Genomic DNA, 23,505 nt, shown 5'->3' with positions numbered 1-23,505 from the left:
GGGCGATGCTGGGACGGTTCGAGCGCAACGGGTCCGGCGAGGCCACCGTCGAGTACGGCGACAGCAACCTGCGGGTGGTGCGGCCCGGCCGGTTCGTGCGCTGCGGCGTGACCGGGGTCGAGATCCCGCTCGACGCCCTGCGCTACTGGAGCGTCGCGCGCCAGGAAGCCTATGCCGATCCCGACGCCGTGATGGTGCGCCTGCGCCAGGACTCACGGGCCGGGTAGCCCTCGAAGCCTCCTCAGCAGGGCGGCGAGCGCCTCCGGCGCGTCGAGCGCCAGCACCACCGGCAGCGTCGCCACCGCCAGATCGCCCGGCAGGCGCACCCGATCCTTCTCGGTCGTGACCAGGAGCAGGTTGGTGCGCGCCGCCTCCGCCACGAGGGCGTCGATCTGCGCCGCCGTGAAGGCGTGGTGGTCCGGGAAGGCCCGGGTCTCGCGCAGGTCCGCCCCGAGGTCGCGCAGGCTCGCGAAGAACTTCTGCGGCCGCCCGATCCCCGCGAAGGCCAGGACCGGGCGCCCCGCCAAGGCCGCCGCGGCCGCCGGATCGGGCACCAGCCGGCCGCGCAGGGCCGGAAGCCCGCGCGCCCGCGCTTCCGCCAGGAGCCGTTCGCCCGGCGCGCCCCCGCCGATCACCAGGGCGGCGTCGATGCGGGGCCATTGCGCGGCGGCCGGCGCCCGCAGCGGGCCCGCCGGAAACACCCGGCCGTTGCCGAGCCCGACCGCCCCGTCGAACACCGCGATGGACAGATCCTTGGCGAGGCCCGGGTTCTGCAGCCCGTCATCCATGACCACCACGTCGGCGCCTTCCGTCAGGCACGCCCGCGCCCCCGCGACCCGGTCGCGGGCGACGATCGTCGGATGCGCGCGGGCGAGCAGCAGCGGCTCGTCGCCGACCTCCGCGGCACCGTGCCGGGCGGGATCGACCCGGACGGGGCCGGCGAGCCGCCCGCCATAGCCCCGGCTCAGGAAGGCCGGGCGCCGGCCGAGGCCGTGGAGCAGGCCCGCCACCGCCAGGGCCGTCGGCGTCTTGCCGGCGCCGCCGAGGGAAAAGTTGCCGATGCAGACCACCGGCGCGGGCACGCCGGTACCGGCCCGCGCCATCCGGCGGGCGGACAGAGCGCCGTAGACGTGACCGACGGGCGCCAGCAGCCGGGCCGCCGGGCTCGACGTCTCGCGCCACCAGAAGCCCGGGGCCTGCCTCACGAGGCGAACCGCCCGGCGATGATCAGCTGGCAGATGAAGGGTTCGAGGGCCGCCATGGCGCGATCGGTGGCGCCGCCGGCCGCCTCGATCGCCGCCGCCCCCACCCGGGCCATCGCCCGGCCCTGCTCCGGATCGCCGAGCAGGGCATCGACCGCCGCCGTCAGTTCCTGCCCGTCCCGCACGGTCCGGGCGCCCCCGGCGCGTTCGAGGGCGGCGTAGACCTGTGCGAAGTTGCGGACATGCGGCCCGGCCAGGATCGCCGCGCCGAGACGCGCCGGCTCGATCGGGTTCTGCCCGCCGTGACGCGCGAGCGAGCCGCCGACGAAGACGACCGGGCACAGGCGGTAGAACAGGCCGAGCTCGCCCACCGTGTCGGCGACGTAGAGGTCGATCTTGTCGTGCGGCTGCCCGCCGGTCGCGCGGCGCCCGACCCGCAGGCCCGTCGCGGCGGCCTGCGCCGCCACCTCCGCCCCGCGGTCGGGATGGCGCGGCACCACGAGGGTGAGGAGGCCCGGATGCTGTCGCGCCAGCGCCCGGTGGACCGAGGCGGCCGCGGCCTCCTCGCCCGGATGGGTCGAGGCGGCGAGCCAGACCGGGCGGCCCTGCGTCACGCCCTGGAGCTGGCGCAGCGCCTCGGGATCCGCCGGCGGCGGGCTCGCGTCGAATTTCAGGTTGCCGCCGGTCTCCACCCGGGGGGTGCCGAGGCGGGCGAAGCGCTCGGCTTCCTCCCGGCTCTGGGCGAGGCAGAGCGCGACGCGCGACAGGAGCGCACGAGCCACCGCCGGGGTGCGCGCCCAGCCCCGGGCCGAGCGTTCGGACATCCGCCCGTTGACCAGGATCAGCGGCACCCCGCGGGCGTGCAGCGCCAGGATGGTGTTGGGCCACAATTCCGATTCGGCGACGAGGGCGAGGTCGGGCTGCCAATGGTCGAGGAAGCGGGCGAGGTAGCGCGGCGCATCGAGGGGCACGAACTGATGCAGCGCCCCCCGCGGCAGCCGCCGGGCCAGGAGTTCGGCCGAGGTGCGGGTGCCGGACGTGACCAGCACCGTGAAGCCGCGCCGGATCAGCCGCTCGACGAGGCCGAGGAGCGACAGGGCCTCGCCGATGCTGGCCCCGTGGGCCCAGACCAGCGGGCCCGCCGGCCGCGGCTTGCCGGGGCGGCCGGTGCGCTCGGGCAGGCGCACCGGGTCTTCCTTGCCGCGCCGGCGCCGCCAGGCCAGCAGCCCCGCGAGGGCCGGCTCGCCGACGATCAACCCGTAATGATAGGCGCGCAGCAGCGCCGGCAGGTCGCCGGCCCGCTGCTCGCGGGCGCCCGTCTCTTCGCGCCTCATCGGGCGGAGGCCCCTTTGCGGGTATGGACCGGATCGATCCGGCCGACCTGCGCGAAGGCCCGGGCATGGACCGCGTTGAGATCGGTCTCGATGCGCAGGCGTGCGGCCTCGATCCCCGCCGCGTCGAGGTCGCGCGGGACGCTGATCGGTTCGCCGAAGGCCATCACGCCGCGGCCGAAGGGCAGGCCGAGGCTCGCCCGGTCCCAGCTGTCGAATTGCAGGTAGCGGCTCGTCACCACGGCGGTCGGTACCACCGGCCGGCCGGACATCCGCGCCAGCATCACGATACCCTCGCCGCAGCGCCGCGACACCTTCGGCACGTCGGCGCTGAAGGCCACCGACTCGCCGTCCTCCAGCGCCTTGAGGCAGCCGCGCAGGGCCTGGACCCCGCCCTTGGCCCAGATGTCGCGCGCCCGCCGCGCGCCCGAGCCGCGGATGACCCGCACGCCCATCCGCTCCAGGACGGCGGTGTTCACCCCGCCGTCGACCGACCGCGACACCATGGTGGCGGCCCGGTCCTGCGGCCGGCGCACGAACGGCACCATCAGGTGCTGGCCGTGCCACATCGCGATGATGAACGGCCGCAGCGGCGTGAGCCAGTCGTAGGCGCCGGGCGGATCGAGGCTGAAGCGGTTCGTGCCCTGCACCAGCTTCAGGTAGCTCGCGCCGAGGTAGCCGAGGCTCTCCTGGGCGGCCCGGCTGCGGGCGATGCGGGTGACGACGCTCATCGGCAGCACTTCGTTCGGGAGGACGGGCTCTTCGGAGCGCGGGACAAGCCCCCCGCGCGGCCTCGCACCCGCGGGACGCAAGGGCCCGCGCGAATCCGGGCGCCGTCATGCTCCGTTCGGGCCCGCGAGGCAACCGCCGCGCGGGCGCAGATGCGGGCGGCGGCGTGCGGCAGCGCACGCCTGCCAGGGCGGACATGATCCCCGCGGAGGGCGGGGGAACTCCGAGCCGCGTGTTGATCCTGGTGAAGGTCGCGGGTCGATCCCCGCGGGTGCGGCGGAGCCAGGCCGTTGCGCACGACGGTCATCGCTCGCTTGGGTCGATCCCCGCGAGTGCGGGGGAGCCCCGACCTGCCAGGCCGCATCGGCGAGCTGCACGGGTCGATCCCCGCGAGTGAGGGGGAGCCCTCAAGGCGGTCTACGGGTGGAAGCCTAAGAAGGGTCGATCCCCGCGAGTGCGGGGGAGCCATCTTTGCCTGGACGAGCCAGAGCAACCCCGCGGGTCGATCCCCGCGAGTGCGGGGGAGCCGCGCCCGTAACGCGGTCCGCATAGAGAACGTCGGGTCGATCCCCGCGAGTGCGGGGAGCCAAACCGCGACTGGGCTGATTTGCGGCGATGAGGGGTCGATCCCCGCGAGTGCGGGGGAGCCAAGCCTCGAGACTAGAGCGTGACGTCGAGCGAGGGTCGATCCCCGCGAGTGCGGGGGAGCCGCGATCTGGAGCGCAGGTATCAGAGCACAATCGGGTCGATCCCCGCGAGTGCGGGGGAGCCTCTACCAGCTAAATCGCTGATACCGTTCACGATGTCAAAGATGCCGTTGGGGAAGATCGGCGACCGGCGGCGTGTCAGGATGCCCGAGACCGGCCCGGTCGTCGAGGGCCATCGTCCGCGCGACGCCCGGCCCCGGATGGTGCGATGCACGCAAGCCCTTGTTTGGAATATCTACAATCTATAGATTGGAGCTATTCCAGACTGGAGCATGCCCGTGAAGGCCCTGACCGATCTCACCGAACGCGAGGTGCTGGCCCTCGCCATCGCCAACGAGGAGGAGGATTCCCGCATCTACCGCAGTTTCGCCGAGAGCCTGCGGGCCGACCTGCCGGGCTCGGCCGGGGTGTTCGAGGCGATGGCGGAGGAGGAGGCGGGACACCGCGACGACCTCTACGCCGCGTATCGCCAGCGCTTCGGCGAGCACCTGCCGCCGCTGCGGCGCGAGGACGTGAAGGGCTTTCCCCGCCGCCGGCCGGTATGGTGGCAGGGCCTCGATGCGGCACGGATGCGGCGGGAGGCGCAGGGGATGGAGGCGCAGGCCGCGGCCTTCTACGAGCGGGCGGCAGAGCTGTCCCGCGATCTCGGGGTGCGCCAGCTCTTCACCCGGCTCGCCGAGATCGAGCGCGGCCACGGCGACCGCGCCGCTTCCCTGTCGGCCGAGCAGGAGAGCGGGGACGCCGCCGCCGAGGAGGCGCGGGCCGCCCACCGCCTGTTCGTGCTGCGCTACGTCCAGCCGGGCCTCGCCGGGCTGATCGACGGCTCGGTCTCGACGCTGGCGCCGCTCTTCGCCGCCGCCTTCGCCACCCACAACAACTGGCAGACCTTCCTGGTCGGTCTCGCCGCCTCGATCGGCGCCGGCATCAGCATGGGCTTCACCGAGGCCCTGTCCGACGACGGCAGCATCACCGGGCGCGGCTCGCCCTGGCTGCGCGGTCTCGTCTGCGGCGTCATGACGACGGTCGGGGGCCTGGGCCACACGCTGCCCTACCTGGTGCCGGATTCCTGGTCGAACGCCTTCGCGATCGCCACCGTGCTGGCCGCCCTGGTGGTGGTGGTGGAACTCTGCGCCATCTCGGCGATCCGCACCCGCTACATGGAGACGCCGTTCTGGCGCGCCGCCCTTCAGGTGGTGCTCGGCGGGGTGCTGGTGCTGCTCGCCGGCGTCGCCATCGGCAGCGCCTGACCCGTCGTCCGGCGCGACCCCGCCGCGTGCGGCACCGTGCGCGGGGGGCGGCCCCGAAAGCCGCTCCCGCGACCTTGAAAATGGTCTAGATACAAGGGACCCGTGGGCCCGAGCGGACGGCCCATCAAGAGACGTCCTCCGAGACGCCGCCCGAGGAAACGCCGTGCAGACCAGCTTCACCCCCGCGCAGCTCGCCGATCCGGCCATGGCGGCCTCGGAGAAGATCCTTCGCACCTGCGTGCATTGCGGCTTCTGCACCGCCACCTGCCCGACCTACCTGCTGCTCGGCGACGAGCTCGATTCGCCGCGCGGGCGCATCTACCTGATCAAGGACATGCTGGAGGGGGGCAAGCCGGCGAGCCCGGAGGTGGTCAAGCACGTCGACCGCTGCCTGTCCTGCCTGTCCTGCATGACCACCTGCCCGTCCGGGGTGCACTACATGCACCTCGTCGACCATGCCCGCGCCCATATCGAAAAAACCTATTCCCGCCCGGCGGAGGACCGCCTCCTGCGCGCGGTGCTGGCCCGCGTGCTGCCCTATCCGAACCGCTTCCGCCTGGCGCTCCTCGGCGCCACCCTCGGCCGGCCGTTCCGGGGCATCGCCGCGAAGATGCCGAAGGTCGGCAACCGGCTCGCCGCGATGCTCGACCTCGCGCCCGGCGCGCTGCCGACCCGCTCGGCCCAGGACAGGCCCGGCCGCTTCCCTGCCGCCGGCCCGCGCCGGGGCCGGGTGGCGCTCCTGCGCGGCTGCGCCCAGAGCGTGCTGCGGCCCGACTTCAACGAGGCGGCGATCCGGCTCCTGAACCGCCACGGCGTCGAGGTGGTGCAGGCCAAGGGCGAGGGCTGCTGCGGCGCGCTCACCCACCACATGGGCCACGAGGACTCCTCGCACGCGCTCGCCAGGCGTACGATCGACGCCTGGATCGCCGAGATGGACGGCGAGGGGCTGGACGCCATCGTGGTCACGGCGTCCGGCTGCGGCACCACGATCAAGGATTACGGCTTCATGTTCCGCGACGACCCGGCCTATGCGGACAAAGCCGCCCGGGTCTCGGCGATCGCCCGCGACGTCACCGAGTACGTCACAGGCCTCGGCCTGTCCGCGCCGGTGGTCGAGACCGACCTCGTCGTCGCCTACCACTCCGCCTGCTCGATGCAGCACGGCCAGGGCCTGCGCACCGAGCCGAAGGCGCTGCTGGCGCGGGCCGGCTTCACCGTGAAGGACGTGCCCGAGGGCCATATCTGCTGCGGCTCGGCCGGGACCTACAACATCCTGCAGCCGGAACTCGCCACGCACCTGCGCGCCCGCAAGGTCGCCAACATCGAGCGCGTGCGGCCCGACGTGATCGCCACCGGCAATATCGGCTGCGCCACCCAGATCGGGAAGGGCACCGCCATCCCGATCGTCCACACGGTGGAACTCCTCGACTGGGCGACCGGCGGGCCGCGCCCGGCCGCCCTCGACGGTGTGGCGGACAAGCGGCCGGCGCTGGCGGCGGCGGAATAGGCGGCGGGCGCCCCGGTCGCCGGCCGACGGAATTCAGAGCACCGGCGGTGCCGCGACCTCCGCGGTTTCCCCCGCCGCTACCCGGCAATCCGCGACGGTCGCCCGGGCGGTGTCGATGGCGATCGACACCGCCGCCATCGTTCGTGAATCGAGCTCGCGCCGGCGCATGTCGCGCACCACCTCGATGGCGAGCTTGTCCACCTCGACGGCGAGGCCGGCGATCGCCTCCGGGTCGCGCGAGGCCCGGGCCTGGTCGGTGATCTCGAGCAGGCGATCGGTCACCTCGTCGATGCGCTCGCGGCGCAGGCTCGCCAGGCGCTGGCGCAGCCAGGCCACCGCCGAGGCGAGGCCGCCGGCCAGGGCCGCGAGGAGGTAGAGCGTATCGCCGTAGCGCTCGACGAAGCCGTGCTGCTCGCGCTCGAAATAGTCGATCGCCCCGGGATGGATCGGGATCCGGGCGCTCGTCGCCGCGACCGTCGTCTCGTAGGCCGGCGCCTGGACGTATTCGGCCGCGTCGGTCGTCTCGGCGGCGGCGGTGCGCAACTCGAACAGGTGCTGGGTCACGTCGGCCGCGAGGGTCCGGCTGAGCGACTTGCGGGCCATCAGCCGGTAGGAGGCTCCGACGGTCTTCACGTCGTCCGCCGGCAGCTTCGGCCGGCCGCCGAACAGGCCGGCCGGAACGGTCACGGCCTGGAGGCGGGGGAAGCGCTCGATCACCGCGTCGCTGTCGGGCACGTCGACGAAGGCGAGCTTGCCGTTGCGGCCGATCCCCCGCACCGCCTCGACGAGCCCGCGGGCCTTCGGGGCCGAGGCCGCGATGATGCTGACGAAGGCGTCCACCCGCCGGTCGCGGATCGCGGCCGCCGCCTCCGATCCGTCGAGGGCGACGAGGCGGACCGTGTGGGCCGGCACCGGAGCGCCCGCCTGTCCCGCGTCCTGGGTGTCCAGGGTCAGGTCGTAGTAGGCCAGGATGTTCTTGAGCAGCCAGAAGTCGGCGCTCTTGTGGGCCGCGATGCCGAGGCGCTTGCCGGCGAGTTTCGGGAAGCCGGTGATCCCCGAGGCCTCCGGCGAGACGATCAGCATCGCCTGGTCGCGCAGGATCGCGAGCGTCAGGGCGTTCGTCGGCAAGAGCACGTCGGGGCGAACCACCGCGAGGTCGGCCCGGCCGTCCTGGAGCGCGGCGGCGCTCTCGCGCACGTCGTCGAAGGACAGGATCTTGAGCTGGATGTTTTCCCGCCCCGCCGCGAGCGCGTCGGCGTAGGCCTTGATCAGGGCCGGCTCGGTCCCGTCCCGCGGGGCGACCGCGATGGTGAGGGTGGTGGCCTGGCTCAAGTAAAGTGCGACCCCGATCGCCGCGGCCAATGCCGCCACGATCAGGGCCGCGAAGGTCTCGCGCCGCAGGAGCCAGTCCGGAAGGGCGGGCATCGGCGCGGATCCGGCTCAGAACACCGAGATCAGCACGATCCCGCCGACCATCAGGGCGGCGCCGAGCAGCCGCGGCGGCCCGGCCTTGACCTGACGCATGCCGAGCCAGCCGAAATGGTCGAGCGCCACCGAGGTCAGCAGGTTCGCGGTGATGAGGAGCCCGTTCAGTGCGCCGGCCCCGACCTTGTCGACGAAGAGCAGGCCCGCGAAGACCGCGACCGCCCCGGTGAGGCCGGCGAGCGGCATCCACCAGCGCACCCCGGCCAGGTCCTTGCGGGTCGGCAGCGGCGTGGGCTTCAGCAGGGTCATCAGCGCGAAGGCGAAGACGACCGGCAGGAACGACACCGTGGCGGCGAGCCACGGATTGACCAGCGCCCCGCGCAGCTGCGAGTTCCACACCACGCCGATCGCCATCAGGGCGCCGGCCACGAGGATGAACGGGTAGAGCAGCTTGCCGCTCATGCCGTGGCTCTCGCCCTCGTCCTTCTTGCCGGCTGTCTTGGCGATGAACACCACGCCGGCCGCCATCATGAGCCCGCCGAGCCAGGGCAGCGGCTTGAAGCCGGCGGCCTGGAGGCCGAACAGCCCGAACGCGTCGAGGGCGAGCGAGGTGATGATGTTGGCGGTCAAGGTCAGGCCGTTGAACGGCCCGGCCCCGACCTTGTCGATGAAGGCGAGCCCGCCGAACACCGCGACCGCGCCGGCCAGCCCCCCGAGGGGGGCGTACCAGGGCATCTTCTCCAGGGTCTCGAGGCTCGGCAGCGGCGTCGGCATCACCAGGAACAGGGTGGTGAAGACGAACACGATCGGAAGGAACGACACCGTGGCGGCGAGCCACGGGTTGACCATGTGCCCGCGCAGCTGCGCGTTCATCGCGTTGCCGAGCGCCTGGAGCGCACCGGCGACCAGGATGAAGGGATAGAGGAGCGCGGCGATCGACACCGGGATAACCTTCCTGTGGGAGGGGAATCGGACGAGGAGGAGCGGTCAGACGAGAAGAAGACCGGCGAGCGCCAGCGCGAGGGCCGGCGGCATCACCAACAGGCCGAGCTTGAGGAAGCTCCAGAAGCTGACGTCCTGGCCCTCGCGGCGGATGGCGGTGAGCCACAGGATGGTGGCGAGCGAGCCGGTGACCGAGAGGTTCGGCCCGAGATCGACGCCGATCAGCACCGCGCCCGCGACCTTCTCGGGGACGTGCGCGGCCTGGACCGCAGCCCCGGCGATCAGGCCCGCCGGCAGGTTGTTGACGAGGTTGCAGGCGATGGCGATCAGCGCGCCGGCGCCCCAGGCGGTCTCGGTCGGCGCGGCGGTGGCGGCCTGCTTCAGGGCGTCGGCGATCATCGCCAGCACGCCGGTCTTCTCCAGCGCCTCGACCAGCACGAACAGGCCGGCGACCAGCGGCAGCACGCTCCAGGACACGTCCTTCACCACCTCGACCGCGCCGCTCCCCTTGCGGAGCGCCAGCACGATGAGGGTGGTGGCGAGCCCCGCGACGAAGGTCGGCAGGCCGAGATCGCGACCGAGCGCCGAGGCGCCGATCAGCACCGCGCCGGTCGCCACGATGCCGAGGCCCGCGACGATGCCGGTGCGGGAGAGCGCCGTCGCCTCGACGTCGGTGGCGACCGATTGCTGCTTGAGGGTGCCGTTCTGGGTCAGGCGCAGGACGAGGTAGGTCGTCCCGATCGCGAGCAGCGACGGCAGGGCGAACAGCGCGAGCCACCGGGTCAGCGGCGGCATGGCTTCCGCGAAGACCACGAGGTTCGCCGGGTTCGAGATCGGCAGCACGAACGACGCCGCGTTGGCGATGAAGGCGCAGATGAACAGGTAGGGCAGCGGGTTCTCGACCTTGGCGGCCCGGGTCGCCGCGTAGACCGCCGGGGTCAGCACCACCGCGCAGGCGTCGTTCGACAGAAAAACCGTGACGACGGTGCCGACGAGGTAGACCAGGGTGAAGAGCCGGGTCGCCGAGCCCTGGGCGGTGCGCACCGCGATGCCGGCGAGCCAGTCGAACAGGCCCTCCTTCCGGGCGACCTCGGACATCAGCATCATGCCGACGAGGAACAGGTAGACGTCGGTGCCCTTGAGCACACCCTCCCAGGCGGTCCCGGCCGGAAGCAGGCCGAGCAGCACCAGGGCGAGGGCGCCCGTCACCGCCCAGATCGCCTCCGGCCAGGAGAACGGGCGCACGATCACGCCGAGGGTGGCGAGGGCGGCGATCGCCCAGGTCGCGAGATTGGGGCTGAGCGTCAGCGCGGCCATCGGGGGAGAGGTCCTGTCGTCACGGTCGGGAGGATCTGAAGGGTGTTCGGCCTAGGGTCACCCGCATTCGCGGCCCTCCCACCCGCGGCCTCATTCCGAGGTGCGAGTGGAACGAGCCTCGAAGGAGGGCCCCAGGAATCACAGTGGGCGAGGCCTCCTGCGAGGCTCCCGTTGGTCGCACCTCGGGGCGAGGTCGCGGTTGGGAAGAATTTCAGCCGTTGCGGTTCGCTTCGCGGAGCGGGTGGTTCTCCATCACCACTGCCGCCCGTTACGGTTCGGTCCGAGCTGCGTCCCCAGGAGTCCCCGCGCCTCCCAGGCGCCGAGCGCATCGGCATCGCTGCCGATCCCGCGGGACGTGGGCAGTCCGTTCGGATCAGTCGCCGGCTCGATCGTGTCGGTGTCGGTGGCGCCCCCGCCCGTCGCTCGGACCGCGATCGCCCGGGCGTCCGCCGGCCAGGTGATGGTGGTCGCGTAGCAGCGTGCGCCGTCCTCCCGCCCCATCGGCCGCCACGCTCCGTCGTCGATGCGGTATTCCACCGTCTCGGCCGGACCCAGCACCAGGGCGCGCAGGGTCACGTCCTCGCCGACCACCTGGCCGGCGTCGCAGGCGAGGCGCCGGTCGGCGGGCGCGGTGATCAGCACGAAGGGCCAGGGCCGGGCGAGTTCCTTGAAGCGCCAGCTCGCCACGCCGCCGTCGATGGCCGCCACCGCGTAGCCGACCGGACCTTCCTCGATCTGCCCGGTGGAGCGGGTCGCCGCGTAGACGGTGCGCCCGTCATTGGCGAGTTCGTTGTAGTGGGTGTGGCCCATCTCGACGAGGCGCACCGGCCCGCGATGGACGAGATCGGCCACGCGCTCGGCCTCGCCCTCGCCCTTCAGGTCCGCCGGGTAGCTGTGCATGAACAGGGCGCAAGGACGCGACCCGGCGCGATCCAGCTCGGCGGCGAGCCAGGCGACCTGATCGGCGCCGAGGCGGAAATCCGGCCCGCCCGAGCCCGGTCCGCACATGTCGAGGAAGAGGCAGCGCACGCCGCGCACCTCCACGGCGTAGGGCAGGCGCGGCGCGTCGAGCCCACCATAGAAGGCGTCGAGGCTGCCGCCCTCCATGTCGTGGTCGCCGGTGATGACGTGGGCCGGCAGGCGGAGCCGATCGAGGCCGGCCCGCACCAGCGCGTATTGCTCGGGCCGGCCGTTATCGGCGTTGTCCCCGGGCACGAACACGAAGTCGAGGCCCGCACCCTCGTTCCCGGAGACGTCGTTCAGCTGCGCCACGATGGCGGCGAAGTCGCGGGCGTTGTCGGCCTCCGCCCCGGTGAGGTGGAGGTCGCCGATATGCGCGAAGGCGAGGGGGATCGTCATGGCCGCACTCAGACCCCTTGAAGGGCGGGACGACGGGTCGGTCCGGAGGGCGTGCCGGCCTGGGCCGGCTCGAAGCCCCGGGTCTCGGGCATCATCGTCAGGTAGAGGGCGAAGCCCAGGCCCGCGATGCCGGCGAGCGTCAGGAACGCCGTCGAGTAGCCGGCCGACACGATGATCAGCCCCGCGAGGGTCGCGCTCAACGAGGCGCCGAGGCCCTGGGCGGTCGCGACCGCGCCCTGGCTAACGTTGAACCGCCCGGTGCCGCGGGTCAGGTCCGCCACCACGATCGGAAAGAGCGCGCCGTAGACGCCGGCGCCGATGCCGTCGAGGAGCTGCACCCCCACGAGATAGAACGGGTTGTTCGAGAAGGTGTAGAGCACGCCGCGCAACGCCAGCACCCCGAAGGCGGCGAGGAAGATGGGTTTCCGGCCGATCGCATCGGCCTTGTGGCCGACGAACATCGCCACCGGCACCATCACGCATTGCGCCGCCACGATGCAGATCGCGATGAGCGAGGTGGCGTTGTCCTTGCCCGACAGGTGGGTGAGGAGCTGCCCGACCGAGGTCAGCATCGCGGCGTTCGACAGGTGGAAGATCGCCGCGAGCAGCGCGAACAGCATCAGGTACTTGTTCTGCAGGAGAGCGGTCAGGCCGGAGGGCTGCTCGGCGCCGGACTGGTCCTCGGCGCTGTCGAGGCCGCGGGCGAGGTCGTTGTCGATCGCGTCCTCCGGCACCATCAGCATCGCGCCGATCGAGAGCGCGGCGAGCACGCCCATCAGCCAGAACACCACGATCGGCCCGAACAGGTAGGCGAGCCCCCCGGCGAGCGCCGCCGAGACGGCGTTGCCGGCATGGTTGAAGCCCTCGTTGCGGCCGATGCGCTTGGCGAAGAGCTTGGGGCCCACCACCCCGAGGGTGATGGCGGCGAGCGCCGGCGGAAAGATCGCCCCGGCGATGCCGGCGAGCGACTGGGTGGCGGCCACCGCGTAGAAGTTCGAGATGAAGGGCAGCGCCAGGCAGCTCAGGGTGACGGCGAGCGCCGCCGCGATCACGATGGCGCGCTTGTGCCGGGAGCGGTCGATCAGCGCGCCTGCCGGGGTCTGGGCGATCAGGCCGGCGATGCCGGCGATCGTCATGACCATGCCGGTGGTCGCCTCGTTCCAGCCCTGGTCGGGGCCGCGCACGGCGATGAGGTAGATCGCCAGGTACGGCCCGAGTCCGTCGCGTACGTCCGCCAGGGTGAAGTTGAGCGCGTCGAGCCCGCGCAGCGCACGCCGGGACGGCTGTCGATCGGACGGCGCGGACGCAGAGGCAGGAACGGAGGTTGCCGAGCTCACCGTGATGTCTCCCTGAGGAAGGACCGACCGATCCGGAGCCGAGAACCGGCGAGATCGCGGAAAGTTGCGATGCCATAGGGATTAAGCACCTGCGCGGTGCGTTCGCGCCGCGCAGGTCGTCTTCGGCCGCTGGTCTCAGGCCGGGGTCAGAACCTGCGCGTGGGCGGAGGCGGGGGCGCGCCCGGACCGCCGGGGGGCGGAGGCGGAGGAGCTGCGCCGGGCCCGCCGGGAGGCGGGGGTGGTGGGGCTGCACCGGGCCCACCGGGGGGCGGCGGCGGCGGGGCCGCGCCAGGGCCACCGGGCGGCGGGGGCGACGGGGGCGGCGGCGCGTCGGGTCCGCCGGGCGGGCGGGGCTCGCCGCGGGGGCCCGGCGGGCGGGGCGGGGGCCCGCCGACCTCGGTGAGGGTGTCCGGGCTCGCGCCGAGCGCGCGCACCTCCACCACCGTCCCGAGCGGGCTTCTCGTCACCATGCCCCGGAGGCTCACCGGCTGGCCGGCCTGCAGGGTGGCCGAGAGGCGCGCCGCCTCGTGCGGCGGCAGCCGCAGGGTGGTGCCGTCGTCGAGGAGCGCGCCGTTCACCTCGCCCCGGCGGCCGTGCAGCAGGGCCGCGATGCGCCCGCTCATGACCGTCTCGCCGGCGGCCGGCTCCGGCCCCCCGAGGGTGACGAGGGTCGCCCCGGTCGCCTCGTTGCGGATCTGGGCACCGTCGATCAGGGGCAGCGCCCGGGCGCGCATGCCGCGCACCGAGACCGCGTCGCCCGGCCGGACCGTGAACACCACGGCGCCCGACAGGCGCGGCGGCAGCTTCACCTCGGTGCCATCGGCGAGGATCAGCCCGTCGACATCGCCGCGGGGGGTGAGCGTGTACTGCTTCACCGTCCCCTTCGTCTCCGGCAGGGTGCCGGGATCCCAGACCGAGTTGTCCTGCGCCGCGGCCGGACCGGCGGCGAGGAGCAGGGTCGCGAGGCCTGCCGCCCGGAGGCGGAAGGCGGGTGCGCCTGTCGTCATGGATGTCGCTCGTTGGCGCCGGCGGGCTGCCGGCTCGACCGCGACCTCTCAAGTGCCGTGCCAGACGGTAACTCGTTGAAAAGTCTCGATACGCCGATTTTCGCGACGGCTCAGGCGTCGGGATTCCCGACATGCGCCGTCGGGTTTTCGGACGCCTCGCGCGCGAGGCCGTGGCGCTCGATCTTGGCGTAGAGGAGCTGGCGCTGGATGCCGAGGGCCTTCGCGGCCCGCGCGCGGTTGCCGCCGCTCGCGCGCAGGGCCCGGCGGATCATCGCCTCCTCGAGCCGCGCCACGGCCCCCGGCAGGTCGTCGCCGAGCCAAGCCGGCAGGGCGGTCTCCGTGTCCTCCGGCGCCGCCCCGGCGAGGCCGAGATCGCCCGCGCCGATCACCGGCCCCCGCGCCAGCAGGGCCGCGCGCTCGATCACGTTGCGCAGCTCGCGCACGTTGCCGGGCCAGGGGTGGCGCATCAGGGCGGCGGCCGCCTCGGGCGACAGGCGCGTCGTCCCGGCACCGGCGAGGGCGAGGAAGTGCTCGGCCAGCGGCAGGAGGTCGGCCAGGCGCTCGCGCAGGGGCGGCAGGGTGATCGGCACGACGTTGAGGCGGTAAAAGAGGTCCTGGCGGAAGCCGCCCTCGGCGACGAGGCGCGGCAGGTCGCGATGGGTCGCCGCCACCACCCGCACGGTCACGGGAACGGGCCGCCCGCCCACCGGCGTCACCACCCGCTCCTGGAGCGCCCGCAGGATCTTGGCCTGCATGGGCGGCGGCATGTCGCCGATCTCGTCGAGGAAGAGCGTGCCGCCCGAAGCCTCCCGGAACGCCCCGGCGCGGTCCTGGGCCGCCCCCGTGAAGGCGCCGCGCAGGTGGCCGAACAGCTCGCTCTCGAGGAGGTCGGCGGGGATCGCCGCGCAGTTCACCGGCACGAACGGGCCGTCACGCCGGCGGCCATGGGCGTGCAGCGCCCGGGCCGCGACCTCCTTGCCGGTGCCGGTCTCGCCGCAGAGCAGCACCGTGGCGTCGCCGTCGGCGGCGAGCCCGACCGCCTTCTGCACCCGCCGCATCGCCTCGCTGGTGCCGATCAGGCCCGCCGCCGCGGCCGGGGCGGGCGGCTCGCCGGGCCGCATGGCGGCCTGTGCCAGCATCCCGCCGAGGAGATCCGCCAGTTCGGCCCGGCCGACGGGCTTCGTCAGGTGATCGTAGGCGCCGAGCCGCATCGCCTCGATGGTGTTCTCGGCGCTGGCATAGGCGGTCAGCACGGCGACCGGCGGCGCCGCCGGCCTGGCCCGCAGGCGCTGGAGCACTGCCATCCCGTCGAATTCGCCCGGCATACGCAGGTCGAGGAGCACCGCCGCGATGGCCGGATCGGCGGCGACCCGCGCCAGCGCCTCGGCGCCCGAGGCGGCGAGGATCGGGGTATGGCCGAGATCGCTCACCGTCTCGGCCATACCCTCGCGCAGGGCCGGCTCGTCGTCGACGATCAGGATGCGGGCGGGAGCGCTGTCCGTCACGGGGCGGTCTCGGGCGTGTCCGGTTCGGGCGGATCGATCTCGGGCAGATCGATCGTGAAGGTCGCGCCGGGACCCGGGGCATCGGGGGACGGGCCACCGGGAGGTGGGGCGGCGAGGTGCACCCGTCCACCATGAGCGCGGGCGATCTCCCGCACGATCGCGAGGCCGAGGCCGGTCCCGTCCGGCCGGCCGGTGACGAAGGGGTCGAACAGCCGGCCGCGCAGGGCCTCGGCGACGCCCGGTCCCTCGTCGGCGACGCGGATCCGCACCCTGCCGTTCTCGGCCTGGGCCGAGAGCCTCACCGTGCCGCCCGCCGGGCTGTGCTGCAGCGCGTTGAGGACGAGGTTGTCGAGGGCGCGCCGAACTTGCGCCTCGTCGAGGCGGACCTGCCGCGCGGGCGCGTCCGCCACCACGATCCGCAGGTCCCGCTCCCGGGCAAGCTCGTCGTGGAGGTGGGCGCACGCCTCCAGCACGCCCGCGAGGTCGACGGGCGCGAGGACCGGCATCCGCGGCTGGGTCAGGCTGAGGAGGTCGCGGGTCAGCTGGTCGAGGCGGGCGACCTGGGCCAGCACGAGGTCGAGGGCGGCGCGCGGCCGGGCCGGGTCCGGGCTCGCCAGCGCGTTCTCGGCCTTGAGCCGGATCGCCGCCAGGGGGTTGCGGATCTCGTGGGCGATGCCGGCGGTGAGCTGGCCCAGCGCGGCGAGGCGCTCGGCCTCCGCGGCGCGCTGCCGGGCCGCGCCGAGGCGCAGGCCCGCGGCGTTCAACGCCTCGACCAGCCGGTCGAGCTCGCGCAGGCCGGTCGGCGCCAGGCGGGGCAGGTCGCCCGCCGGCGTCTCGAGGCCGAGCTGGCCCTCGAGCCGGGCGATCCGCCGCCCGAGCACCCAGAGCAGCCGTCCGAGGATCAGGGCTGAGCCCAGCACCGTCGCGGCGAGGAAGCCGAACCCGGCGAGGAGCTGGCCGTAGGCCCGGCCCTCGTCGGTATGGACCCGCGTCATCGTCCAGGCCGTCGCCCCGTGGATCGGGCCGCGCAGGGGGCAGCCCTGCACCACCAGCGTCTGGGTGCGGGAGACCCGCCGCGTCGCCACCGGCCGCTCGCCGCTCAGGGTCTCGGCGTTGATGCGCCGGATCGTGTCGATCTCGGCCGAGGGCAGGTCGGTCTTCGGCCCCGTGCCCTCGTAGGTCGGAAAGGCGTAGGCGGCCGAGCCGGCGCCTGCGGTCCAGATCCCGCCCTCCACCCCCGGATGGCCGGCGAGCGCCGTCACCACCACGTCGGTGAGCTGTCCTTTCAGGGTGTCGTCGATCTCCGTCGCTCCGCCGCTCCAGCCGGCGGTGAAGAAGGCGAACCGGTCGCCGATCTCGCGGCAGGAGCGCGCCACCTCGACCTCGGCCTGCGCCACCTGCACGGCGGCCGACTGGGCGTAGAACTCGGTCAGCAGGTAGCCGGTGGCGCCCGCCGAGGCGAGGAGCAGGGCCCAGAGGGTCAGGAGGTGGGTGCGGAGGGAGTGGAGGCGGGCGGGCATGGCGCGGGGGGCATGGCGCGGGCGGGCATGGCGACGATCGAATCCGGCCCTGTCGCATGCACGACGGGCCGCATCCATGCGGATGCGGCCCGTTCATGCGCTCATATCGGGTCGTCCGCCACCGGGGGACGGGCCCCGGCCTGCGCCGGAGCCCGATCCCTCGGCGCGAGCCGATCTCAGCTGCAGCCGGTCGTCGAGCCGCAGGTGTCGCACTTCAGGCAGGTCCCGTTCCGCACCAGGGTGAAGTTGGCGCATTCCGGGCAGGCCTCGCCGACATAGCCCTTCATCTTCGCCTCGGCGCGGCGGTCCGAGACGCTGCGGCCGGCGGGAGCCGCCTCGGGCTTGGCGAAGGGCAGGGCCTCGGCCAGCGCCTCGACCTTGCCGGCGAGGCTCGGCTCGGTCTTGAGCGCCACCGCACCCCGCACCGCATGGACGGTGCCGCCGGCCGGGGCCGACTGGCCGGTGACCGGCGCGGCGACGCCCGGGGTGGTGCCGGCGGGACCGCCGTGGATCAGGGTCAGCCGGTCGCTCGATCCCCGCAGCAGGCCGCGGGAGACGTTGGTGCTGGTCGCGGCCTCGGCGGCGTTGGGCTTGGCCGGAGCGACGCCGGTCGCCGTGTTGCCGAGCTCGGAGAGGTCGACATGGGCGAGGTCGTTGCGGCCGAGATACGAGATCGCCAGCTCGCGGAAGACGTAGTCGAGCACCGAGGTGGCGTTCTTGATCGCGTCGTTGCCCTGCACGAAGCCGGCCGGCTCGAACCGGGTGAAGGTGAAGGCGTCGACGTACTCCTCCAGCGGCACGCCGTATTGCAGGCCGAGCGAGACCGAGATGGCGAAGTTGTTGATGAAGGCCCGGAGCGCCGAGCCCTCCTTGTTCATGTCGAGGAAGATCTCGCCCAGCCGCCCGTCGTCGTACTCGCCGGTGCGCAGGAAGATGGTGTGGCCGCCGATCTTGGCCTTCTGGGTGTAGCCCTTGCGGCGGCTCGGCAGCTTCTCCTGGGAGCGCAGGCGCTCGACGCGCTCGACGATCCGCTCGACGATCTTCTCGGTCACCGCCACGGTCTTGGCGACCGCCGGCTGCGCCAGAAGGGCCTCGACCGCATCCTCCTCGTCGTCCGACTCGTCGCTGACGAGGGCGGAGTTGAGGGGCTGCGACAGCTTCGAGCCGTCGCGGTAGAGGGCGTTGGCCTTGAGCGCCAGGGTCCAGGACAGCCGGTAGGCGTTCTTGCAATCCTCGACCGTGGCGTCGTTCGGCATGTTGATGGTCTTGGAGATCGCCCCCGAGATGAAGGGCTGCGCCGCCGCCATCATGCGGATGTGGCTCTCGACCGAGAGGTAGCGCTTGCCGATCCGGCCGCACGGATTGGCGCAGTCGAAGACCGCGTAATGCTCCACCTTCAGGTGCGGCGCGCCCTCGAGCGTCATCGCCCCGCAGACATGGACGTTGGCGGCCTCGATGTCCTTGCGGCTGAAGCCCAGGAAGGTCAGCAGGTCGAAGGACGGATCGGCGAGCTTGTCGGCCGGCACGCCGAGGGTCTGGGTCAGGAAGTCCTCGCCCAGGGTCCAGCGGTTGAACACGAACTTGATGTCGAAGGCCGACTTCAAGCCCGCCTCCACCGCCGCGATTTTTTCGTCGGTGAAGCCCTTGGCCCGGAGCGAGCCCGGATTGATCGCCGGCGCCTGGCCCAGCGAGCCGTGGCCGACGGCGTAGGCCTCGATCTCGGCGATCTCGGCCTCGCGGTAGCCGAGCGTGCGCAGGGCATCCGGCACCGCCCGGTTGATGATCTTGAAGTAGCCGCCGCCGGCGAGCTTCTTGAACTTCACCAGGGCGAAGTCGGGCTCGATGCCGGTAGTGTCGCAATCCATGACGAGGCCGATCGTGCCGGTCGGCGCGATGACGGTGGACTGGGCATTGCGGAAGCCGTGCTCCTCGCCGAGCGCCAGCGCCCGGTCCCAGGCCGCCTTGGCGTGCTCGACGAGCGCATCCACGGGGCAGCCGGCATGGTCGAGCGGCACCGGATCGGTGTTGAGGAACTCGTAGCCCGTGGCCTCGCCGTGGGCGGCCCGGCGATGGTTGCGGATCACCCGCAGCATCGCGTCGGCATTCTCCTCGTAGGCCGGGAACGGCCCGAGCTCGCGCGCCATCTCGGCCGAGGTGGCGTAGGACACGCCGGTCATGATGGCGGTGAGCGCACCGGCGATCGCCCGGCCCTCGCGGGAATCGTAGGGCAGGCCCATGGTCATCAGGAGGCCGCCGATATTGGCGTAGCCGAGGCCCAGCGTCCGGTACTTGTAGGAGAGGTCGGCGATCTCGCGGCTCGGGAACTGCGCCATCAGCACCGAGATCTCGAGGACCACGGTCCAGAGCCGGCACAGGTGCTCGTAGCCCTCGACGTCGAAGCTCTTGGCCGAGCGGTCGTAGAGCGCCAGCAGGTTCGCCGAGGCGAGGTTGCAGGCGGTGTCGTCGAGGAACATGTACTCGGAGCACGGGTTCGAGGCCCGGATCCGGCCGCCCGACGGGCAGGTGTGCCAGTCGTTCATCGTGGTGTTGAAGTGCAGGCCCGGATCGGCCGAGGCCCAGGCGGCCTCCGCGATCTTGTCCCACAGCTCGGTCGCCTTGACGGTCTTCGCCACCTTGCCGGTGGTGCGGTGGGTGAGTGACCACTCCGCATCCGCGTCGACCGCCCGCAGGAAGTCGTCGGTCAGCGAGACCGAGTTGTTCGAGTTCTGGCCGGCGACCGTAAGGTAGGCCTCGGAATCCCAGTCGGTGTCGTAGATCGGGAACGCGATGTCGGTGTAGCCCTGGCGGGCGTACTGGATCACCCGCTTGATCGCGGCATCCGGCACCATCACCTTGCGGGCGGCCTTGACCTCGCGCTTGAGCGCCGGGTTGCGGTCGGGATCGAAGCAGGCGTCGCCCGCGGCCTCGCAGTTGACGCAGGCCTTCATCACCGCCTTGAGGTGCTTGGACACCACCTTGGAGCCGGTGACGAGGGCGGCGACCTTCTGCTCCTCCTTGACCTTCCAGTCGATGAAGGCCTCGACGTCCGGGTGGTCGATGTCGACGATCACCATCTTGGCGGCGCGGCGCGTCGTGCCGCCGGACTTGATGGCGCCGGCCGCCCGGTCGCCGATCTTGAGGAAGCTCATCAGGCCCGACGACTTGCCGCCGCCGCCGAGCTTCTCGTTCTCGCCGCGCAGGCGGGAGAAGTTCGAGCCGGTGCCCGAGCCGTACTTGAACAGGCGGGCCTCGCGCACCCACAGGTCCATGATGCCGCCCTCGTTGACGAGGTCGTCGGCGACGGACTGAATGAAGCAGGCGTGGGGCTGCGGGTGCTCGTAGGCCGAGGCCGACTGGGTCAGCTCACCGGTCTTGTAGTCGACGTAGAAGTGCCCCTGCGCCGGGCCGTCGATGCCGTAGGCCCAGTGCAGGCCGGTGTTGAACCATTGCGGCGAGTTCGGCGCCACCATCTGGCGGGCGAGCATGGCGCGCAGCTCGTCGTGGAACGCGCTCGCATCCTCCTCGCTCGAGAAGTAGCCGCCCTTCCAGCCCCAGTAGGTCCAGCAGCCGGCCAGGCGATCGAAGACCTGGGTCGCCGAGGTTTCGGAGCCGGTCCGCTCGCCCTCGGGCAGGGCGGCGAGCGCCGCCTCGTCGGGGACCGAGCGCCACAGGAAGGACGGGACGCCGTTCTCCTCGACCTTCTTCAGCGCCGCCGGGACGCCGGCCTTGCGAAAATACTTCTGGGCCAGCACGTCGCAGGCGACCTGGCTCCAGGCCTCCGGCACGTCGATGCCGTCGAGGCGGAAGACCACCGAGCCGTCCGGGTTGCGGATCTCGCTCACCGCCTTGCGGAACGGGATGCTGGCGTAGGGCGACTGCCCCGCGGTGGTGATGCGACGCTCGAACCGCATGGGATACTCTCCGGTCACGAACAGCCGGGGACCGCCCGCATGCATGCGGGGTCCGCCGGTTACAAGGGAAGGGCGGGGCGCGTAGGAATTCGGCGGACGAGCCGCGACGCCCCCTCGAGGAGCCGCCCGTCCTGTCGTCTGGAAACTACCGATCTCGGTGGCTTCCCGTCAATAACTTGTGTCGGCTGACTCCGTTCCTCGCTATATGTTGTGTCGACGGGCGGATTCCTGTGGATAGCGCGACGCCCCCGGCTAAGCGCGCTTCCGGCTTGGGAGAATCGCTTCGCGTCCACCGCCGCCCACAGGCCGCACCGCGTCCGGGCCCGGACTTGTTCACAGCCGGGTGAGGATTTCCGGCCACTTTCGGCGACACGACCGGGTCGGCTGCCGCCGCTGCGCGGGGAATCGTGTTGCGGCGCGGGACGCGCTGGACATCCGGGGGCCATCTCACCATAGTCCCGCGCGACGACGGGGGGCCGGACCTCCCATTCCCGGGGGCTCCCCGCGAGAGAGACGGTCGCGATGGCGCTGAAAGACACCCTGCTTCGGATCTTCACCTGGTGGAGCGGCTCGACCGTCAGCCTGGAGTTCTACACCAAGCGCCGCGGCAGCTTCGTGGGCGAGGACGAACTCGGCAACCGCTACTACCGGGCGCAGGGCCCGCTGATCGACGCCTCGGTCGGCTCCGAGCGCCGCTGGGTGATCTACAACGGCTACGCCGACGCCTCGAAGGTGCCGCCCGGCTGGCGCGGCTGGCTCTGCCACGCCACCGACGTGCCGCCCTCCGAGGAGACCTACATCCCGCGCGAGTGGCAGAAGCCGCACGAGGAGAACCTCACCGGCACGGTCGCGGCCTACCGCCCGCGGGGCTCGCAGCTCTCCTACGGCCAGCGGCCGGCGGCGACCGGCGACTACGTGCCGTGGGTCCCGGGCGAATAGCCGCCCTTTTTCCACCATCCTCCTTGTGTCTATCGCGGGCGGGCCGACGGGGCCCGCACGCGTGGCCGTGCCGGCGCGACCGGCCGGCCTGGGCTCCGTGTGGGCCGCCGAACTTCGAGCCGGGAGCGATTGGGTTTTGAGCCGCATGACCGCACGCCGCGCCGCGGGCGCCTTCCTGCTCCTTCGCGGTGTCGTTCTGGGCGGTGCCCTTCTGGGCGGCGCGCTGTCCTCCGGGCCGGCTCGGGCCGACAAGATCCGCAACCCGACCGCCGTGTTCGCCGGCCTCGACAAGATCACCGGCCGCACCGTCTCCTTCGAGGTGGCGGTCGACGAGACGGTGCAGTTCGGCGCGCTCCAGCTCACCCCGCGGGTCTGCTACACCCGGCCCCCGACCGAGAGCGCCAAGACCACCGCCTTCCTGGAGGTCGACGAGGTCACGCTCGAGAACAAGTACCGCCGCATCTTCACCGGCTGGATGTTCGCCTCGAGCCCGGGCCTGCACGCCATCGAGCACCCGATCTACGACGTGTGGCTGGTCGACTGCAAAGGCGGCACCGACCTGATCGCCGAGCCGAAGGAGCAGGAGGACGCGCCGGTGGCCGCCGCCAAGCCCGAGGGCCGCAAGCGCCGCGAGCAGGCCCGCGGCGGCGACGAGGCGCCCCGCGCCCGACAGGTCAACCGCCAGGGCCAGGTCGATGTCGAGCCGCTGCGCGGCACGCCGGTCCAGCCGCGCCAGACGCCGTCGCGCCGGTTCTTCCCGACCAACGACGGTCCGAAGCCGGGCGGTGTCGATCCGATGGATCCGAACCCGCGCTGAGGATCGGGCGGGCCGAGCTGGGCAGTCGCTCCGACGTCCGCGGGCATGGTCGATGGGTTCGACGGCAGAAGCACGCCCGCCGTCATTCCGGGGCCGCGAAGCGGGGCCCGGGATCAAGATACGCGGCCGCTAGGCTGTGAATCTGTACCTCGGCTGTTCTGTCCTCGACGCTCCGCGGTTCCGGGCTCCGCTTTCGCGGCCCTCGGATGGCCGAAAGCATGTCGACCCAGTTCCGCTGACCAGGGCAGGCTGCGACGCCCCGACTCCTACGGACCGAGCAGATCCACCAGCGCCGGCAGCAGCGGCAGGTCGGCCGGGGGCATCGGATAGCTCGCGAGGTCGCGCGGCCGCACCCATTTGAGCGCCTGTCCCTCCTGCGGCCGGGCCAATCCCTCCCAGCGCCGGCAGACGTAGAGCGGCATCAGCAGGTGGAAGCTCTCATAGGCGTGGCTGGCGAAGGTGAGGGGGGCGAGGCACGCCTCCTTCACGGTGATGCCGAGTTCCTCCGCCAGTTCCCGGATCAGCGTCTCCTCCGGCCGCTCGCCGGGCTCGATCTTGCCGCCGGGAAACTCCCACAGGCCCGCCAGGCTCTTGCCCGGCGGGCGCTGGGCCAGCAGCACGCGCCCGTCCGGGTCGACGAGGGCGACCGCCACGACGAGGAGGAGCTTCAAGGGATCGGCCATGGCGGGCTCGCGCGGGGAGG

At 72.6% G+C, this 23,505-nt stretch carries 18 protein-coding genes and 1 CRISPR repeat array; of the genes, 5 read left to right on the top strand and 13 right to left on the bottom strand.

Annotated features, from left to right (window positions below; translation table 11 throughout):
- The first annotated feature begins 5 nt into the window (after positions 1–5).
- A complete protein-coding gene (locus tag miv_RS05240; RefSeq protein WP_048431488.1) occupies positions 6–227 on the top strand; it encodes a DUF2093 domain-containing protein in 222 nt (73 codons plus the stop codon).
- Here miv_RS05240 and lpxK read toward each other — a convergent pair.
- From lpxK to miv_RS05225, 3 genes are read right to left on the bottom strand one after another with little or no spacing between them, the layout of a single operon-like run.
- A complete protein-coding gene (gene lpxK / locus miv_RS05235; RefSeq protein WP_207181729.1) occupies positions 213–1,205 on the bottom strand; it encodes a tetraacyldisaccharide 4'-kinase in 993 nt (330 codons plus the stop codon). The two genes, miv_RS05240 and lpxK, sit on opposite strands and share 15 nt — an antisense overlap.
- Positions 1,202–2,536, bottom strand: coding sequence for a 3-deoxy-D-manno-octulosonic acid transferase (locus miv_RS05230; protein WP_207181728.1), 1,335 nt, complete (start codon positions 2,534–2,536; stop codon positions 1,202–1,204). Before miv_RS05230 ends, lpxK begins: the two co-directional genes overlap by 4 nt.
- Entirely contained in the window at positions 2,533–3,264 is a 732-nt protein-coding gene (locus miv_RS05225; protein WP_048429344.1) for a lysophospholipid acyltransferase family protein, read from the bottom strand. The genes miv_RS05230 and miv_RS05225 overlap by 4 nt, the downstream gene beginning before the upstream one ends.
- A 253-nt stretch (positions 3,265–3,517) precedes the next feature.
- Positions 3,518–4,033: direct repeats of the CRISPR family, unit length 29 nt; unit sequence GGGTCGATCCCCGCGAGTGCGGGGGAGCC.
- A 214-nt stretch (positions 4,034–4,247) separates the two neighbouring features.
- Between miv_RS05225 and mbfA the strand changes: the two genes are divergently transcribed.
- The gene (gene mbfA, locus miv_RS05220; RefSeq protein ID WP_048429349.1) at positions 4,248–5,216 is read left to right on the top strand and encodes an iron exporter MbfA; all 969 of its coding nucleotides are present in this window, start codon (positions 4,248–4,250) and stop codon (positions 5,214–5,216) included.
- A 163-nt stretch (positions 5,217–5,379) separates the two neighbouring features.
- Positions 5,380–6,723 (top strand): glycolate oxidase subunit GlcF, encoded by a 1,344-nt coding sequence (gene glcF / locus miv_RS05215; protein ID WP_207181727.1) that lies wholly within the window; start codon positions 5,380–5,382, stop codon positions 6,721–6,723.
- A 33-nt stretch (positions 6,724–6,756) separates the two neighbouring features.
- Here glcF and miv_RS05210 read toward each other — a convergent pair whose 3' ends face one another.
- The 9 genes from miv_RS05210 to miv_RS05170 form a co-directional block, all read right to left on the bottom strand.
- Positions 6,757–8,148 (bottom strand): TAXI family TRAP transporter solute-binding subunit, encoded by a 1,392-nt coding sequence (locus miv_RS05210; protein ID WP_207181726.1) that lies wholly within the window; start codon positions 8,146–8,148, stop codon positions 6,757–6,759.
- 15 nt (positions 8,149–8,163) lie between these two features.
- Positions 8,164–9,090, bottom strand: coding sequence for a DMT family transporter (locus tag miv_RS05205; RefSeq protein WP_244748881.1), 927 nt, complete (start codon positions 9,088–9,090; stop codon positions 8,164–8,166).
- A gap of 45 nt (positions 9,091–9,135) precedes the next feature.
- Positions 9,136–10,407, bottom strand: a complete 1,272-nt coding sequence (locus miv_RS05200) for an arsenic transporter (protein WP_207181725.1) — start codon at positions 10,405–10,407, stop codon at positions 9,136–9,138.
- 252 nt (positions 10,408–10,659) lie between these two features.
- Positions 10,660–11,766, bottom strand: coding sequence for a metallophosphoesterase family protein (locus miv_RS05195; RefSeq protein WP_207181724.1), 1,107 nt, complete (start codon positions 11,764–11,766; stop codon positions 10,660–10,662).
- Positions 11,767–11,774: 8 nt separating this feature from the next.
- Positions 11,775–13,103, bottom strand: a complete 1,329-nt coding sequence (locus miv_RS05190; RefSeq protein ID WP_048429340.1) for an MFS transporter — start codon at positions 13,101–13,103, stop codon at positions 11,775–11,777.
- A gap of 146 nt (positions 13,104–13,249) precedes the next feature.
- Positions 13,250–14,110 (bottom strand): hypothetical protein, encoded by an 861-nt coding sequence (locus tag miv_RS05185; RefSeq protein WP_207181722.1) that lies wholly within the window; start codon positions 14,108–14,110, stop codon positions 13,250–13,252.
- 110 nt (positions 14,111–14,220) lie between these two features.
- Positions 14,221–15,552, bottom strand: coding sequence for a sigma-54-dependent transcriptional regulator (locus tag miv_RS05180; RefSeq protein WP_207183408.1), 1,332 nt, complete (start codon positions 15,550–15,552; stop codon positions 14,221–14,223).
- Positions 15,553–15,611: 59 nt separating this feature from the next.
- Positions 15,612–17,135: a sensor histidine kinase gene (locus miv_RS05175; RefSeq protein ID WP_207181720.1), complete on the bottom strand. Its 1,524-nt coding sequence runs from the start codon at positions 17,133–17,135 to the stop codon at positions 15,612–15,614.
- 176 nt (positions 17,136–17,311) lie between these two features.
- Positions 17,312–21,046 (bottom strand): vitamin B12-dependent ribonucleotide reductase, encoded by a 3,735-nt coding sequence (locus miv_RS05170; protein ID WP_048428619.1) that lies wholly within the window; start codon positions 21,044–21,046, stop codon positions 17,312–17,314.
- 522 nt (positions 21,047–21,568) lie between these two features.
- Between miv_RS05170 and miv_RS05165 the strand changes: the two genes are divergently transcribed.
- Entirely contained in the window at positions 21,569–21,985 is a 417-nt protein-coding gene (locus miv_RS05165) for an NADH:ubiquinone oxidoreductase subunit NDUFA12 (RefSeq protein ID WP_082172168.1), read from the top strand.
- Between the two features lie 145 nt (positions 21,986–22,130).
- Entirely contained in the window at positions 22,131–22,802 is a 672-nt protein-coding gene (locus tag miv_RS05160; RefSeq protein ID WP_048428620.1) for a DUF2155 domain-containing protein, read from the top strand.
- Between the two features lie 266 nt (positions 22,803–23,068).
- Here miv_RS05160 and miv_RS05155 read toward each other — a convergent pair whose 3' ends face one another.
- Positions 23,069–23,485, bottom strand: a complete 417-nt coding sequence (locus tag miv_RS05155; protein ID WP_048428621.1) for a (deoxy)nucleoside triphosphate pyrophosphohydrolase — start codon at positions 23,483–23,485, stop codon at positions 23,069–23,071.
- Between the last annotated feature and the right edge of the window lie 20 nt (positions 23,486–23,505).

This window comes from Methylobacterium indicum (assembly GCF_017347565.1).
Classification (GTDB): domain Bacteria; phylum Pseudomonadota; class Alphaproteobacteria; order Rhizobiales; family Beijerinckiaceae; genus Methylobacterium; species Methylobacterium indicum.
The sequence above is the reverse complement of the archived record's forward strand: the minus strand, read 5'-3'. Positions and strand labels throughout refer to the sequence as shown.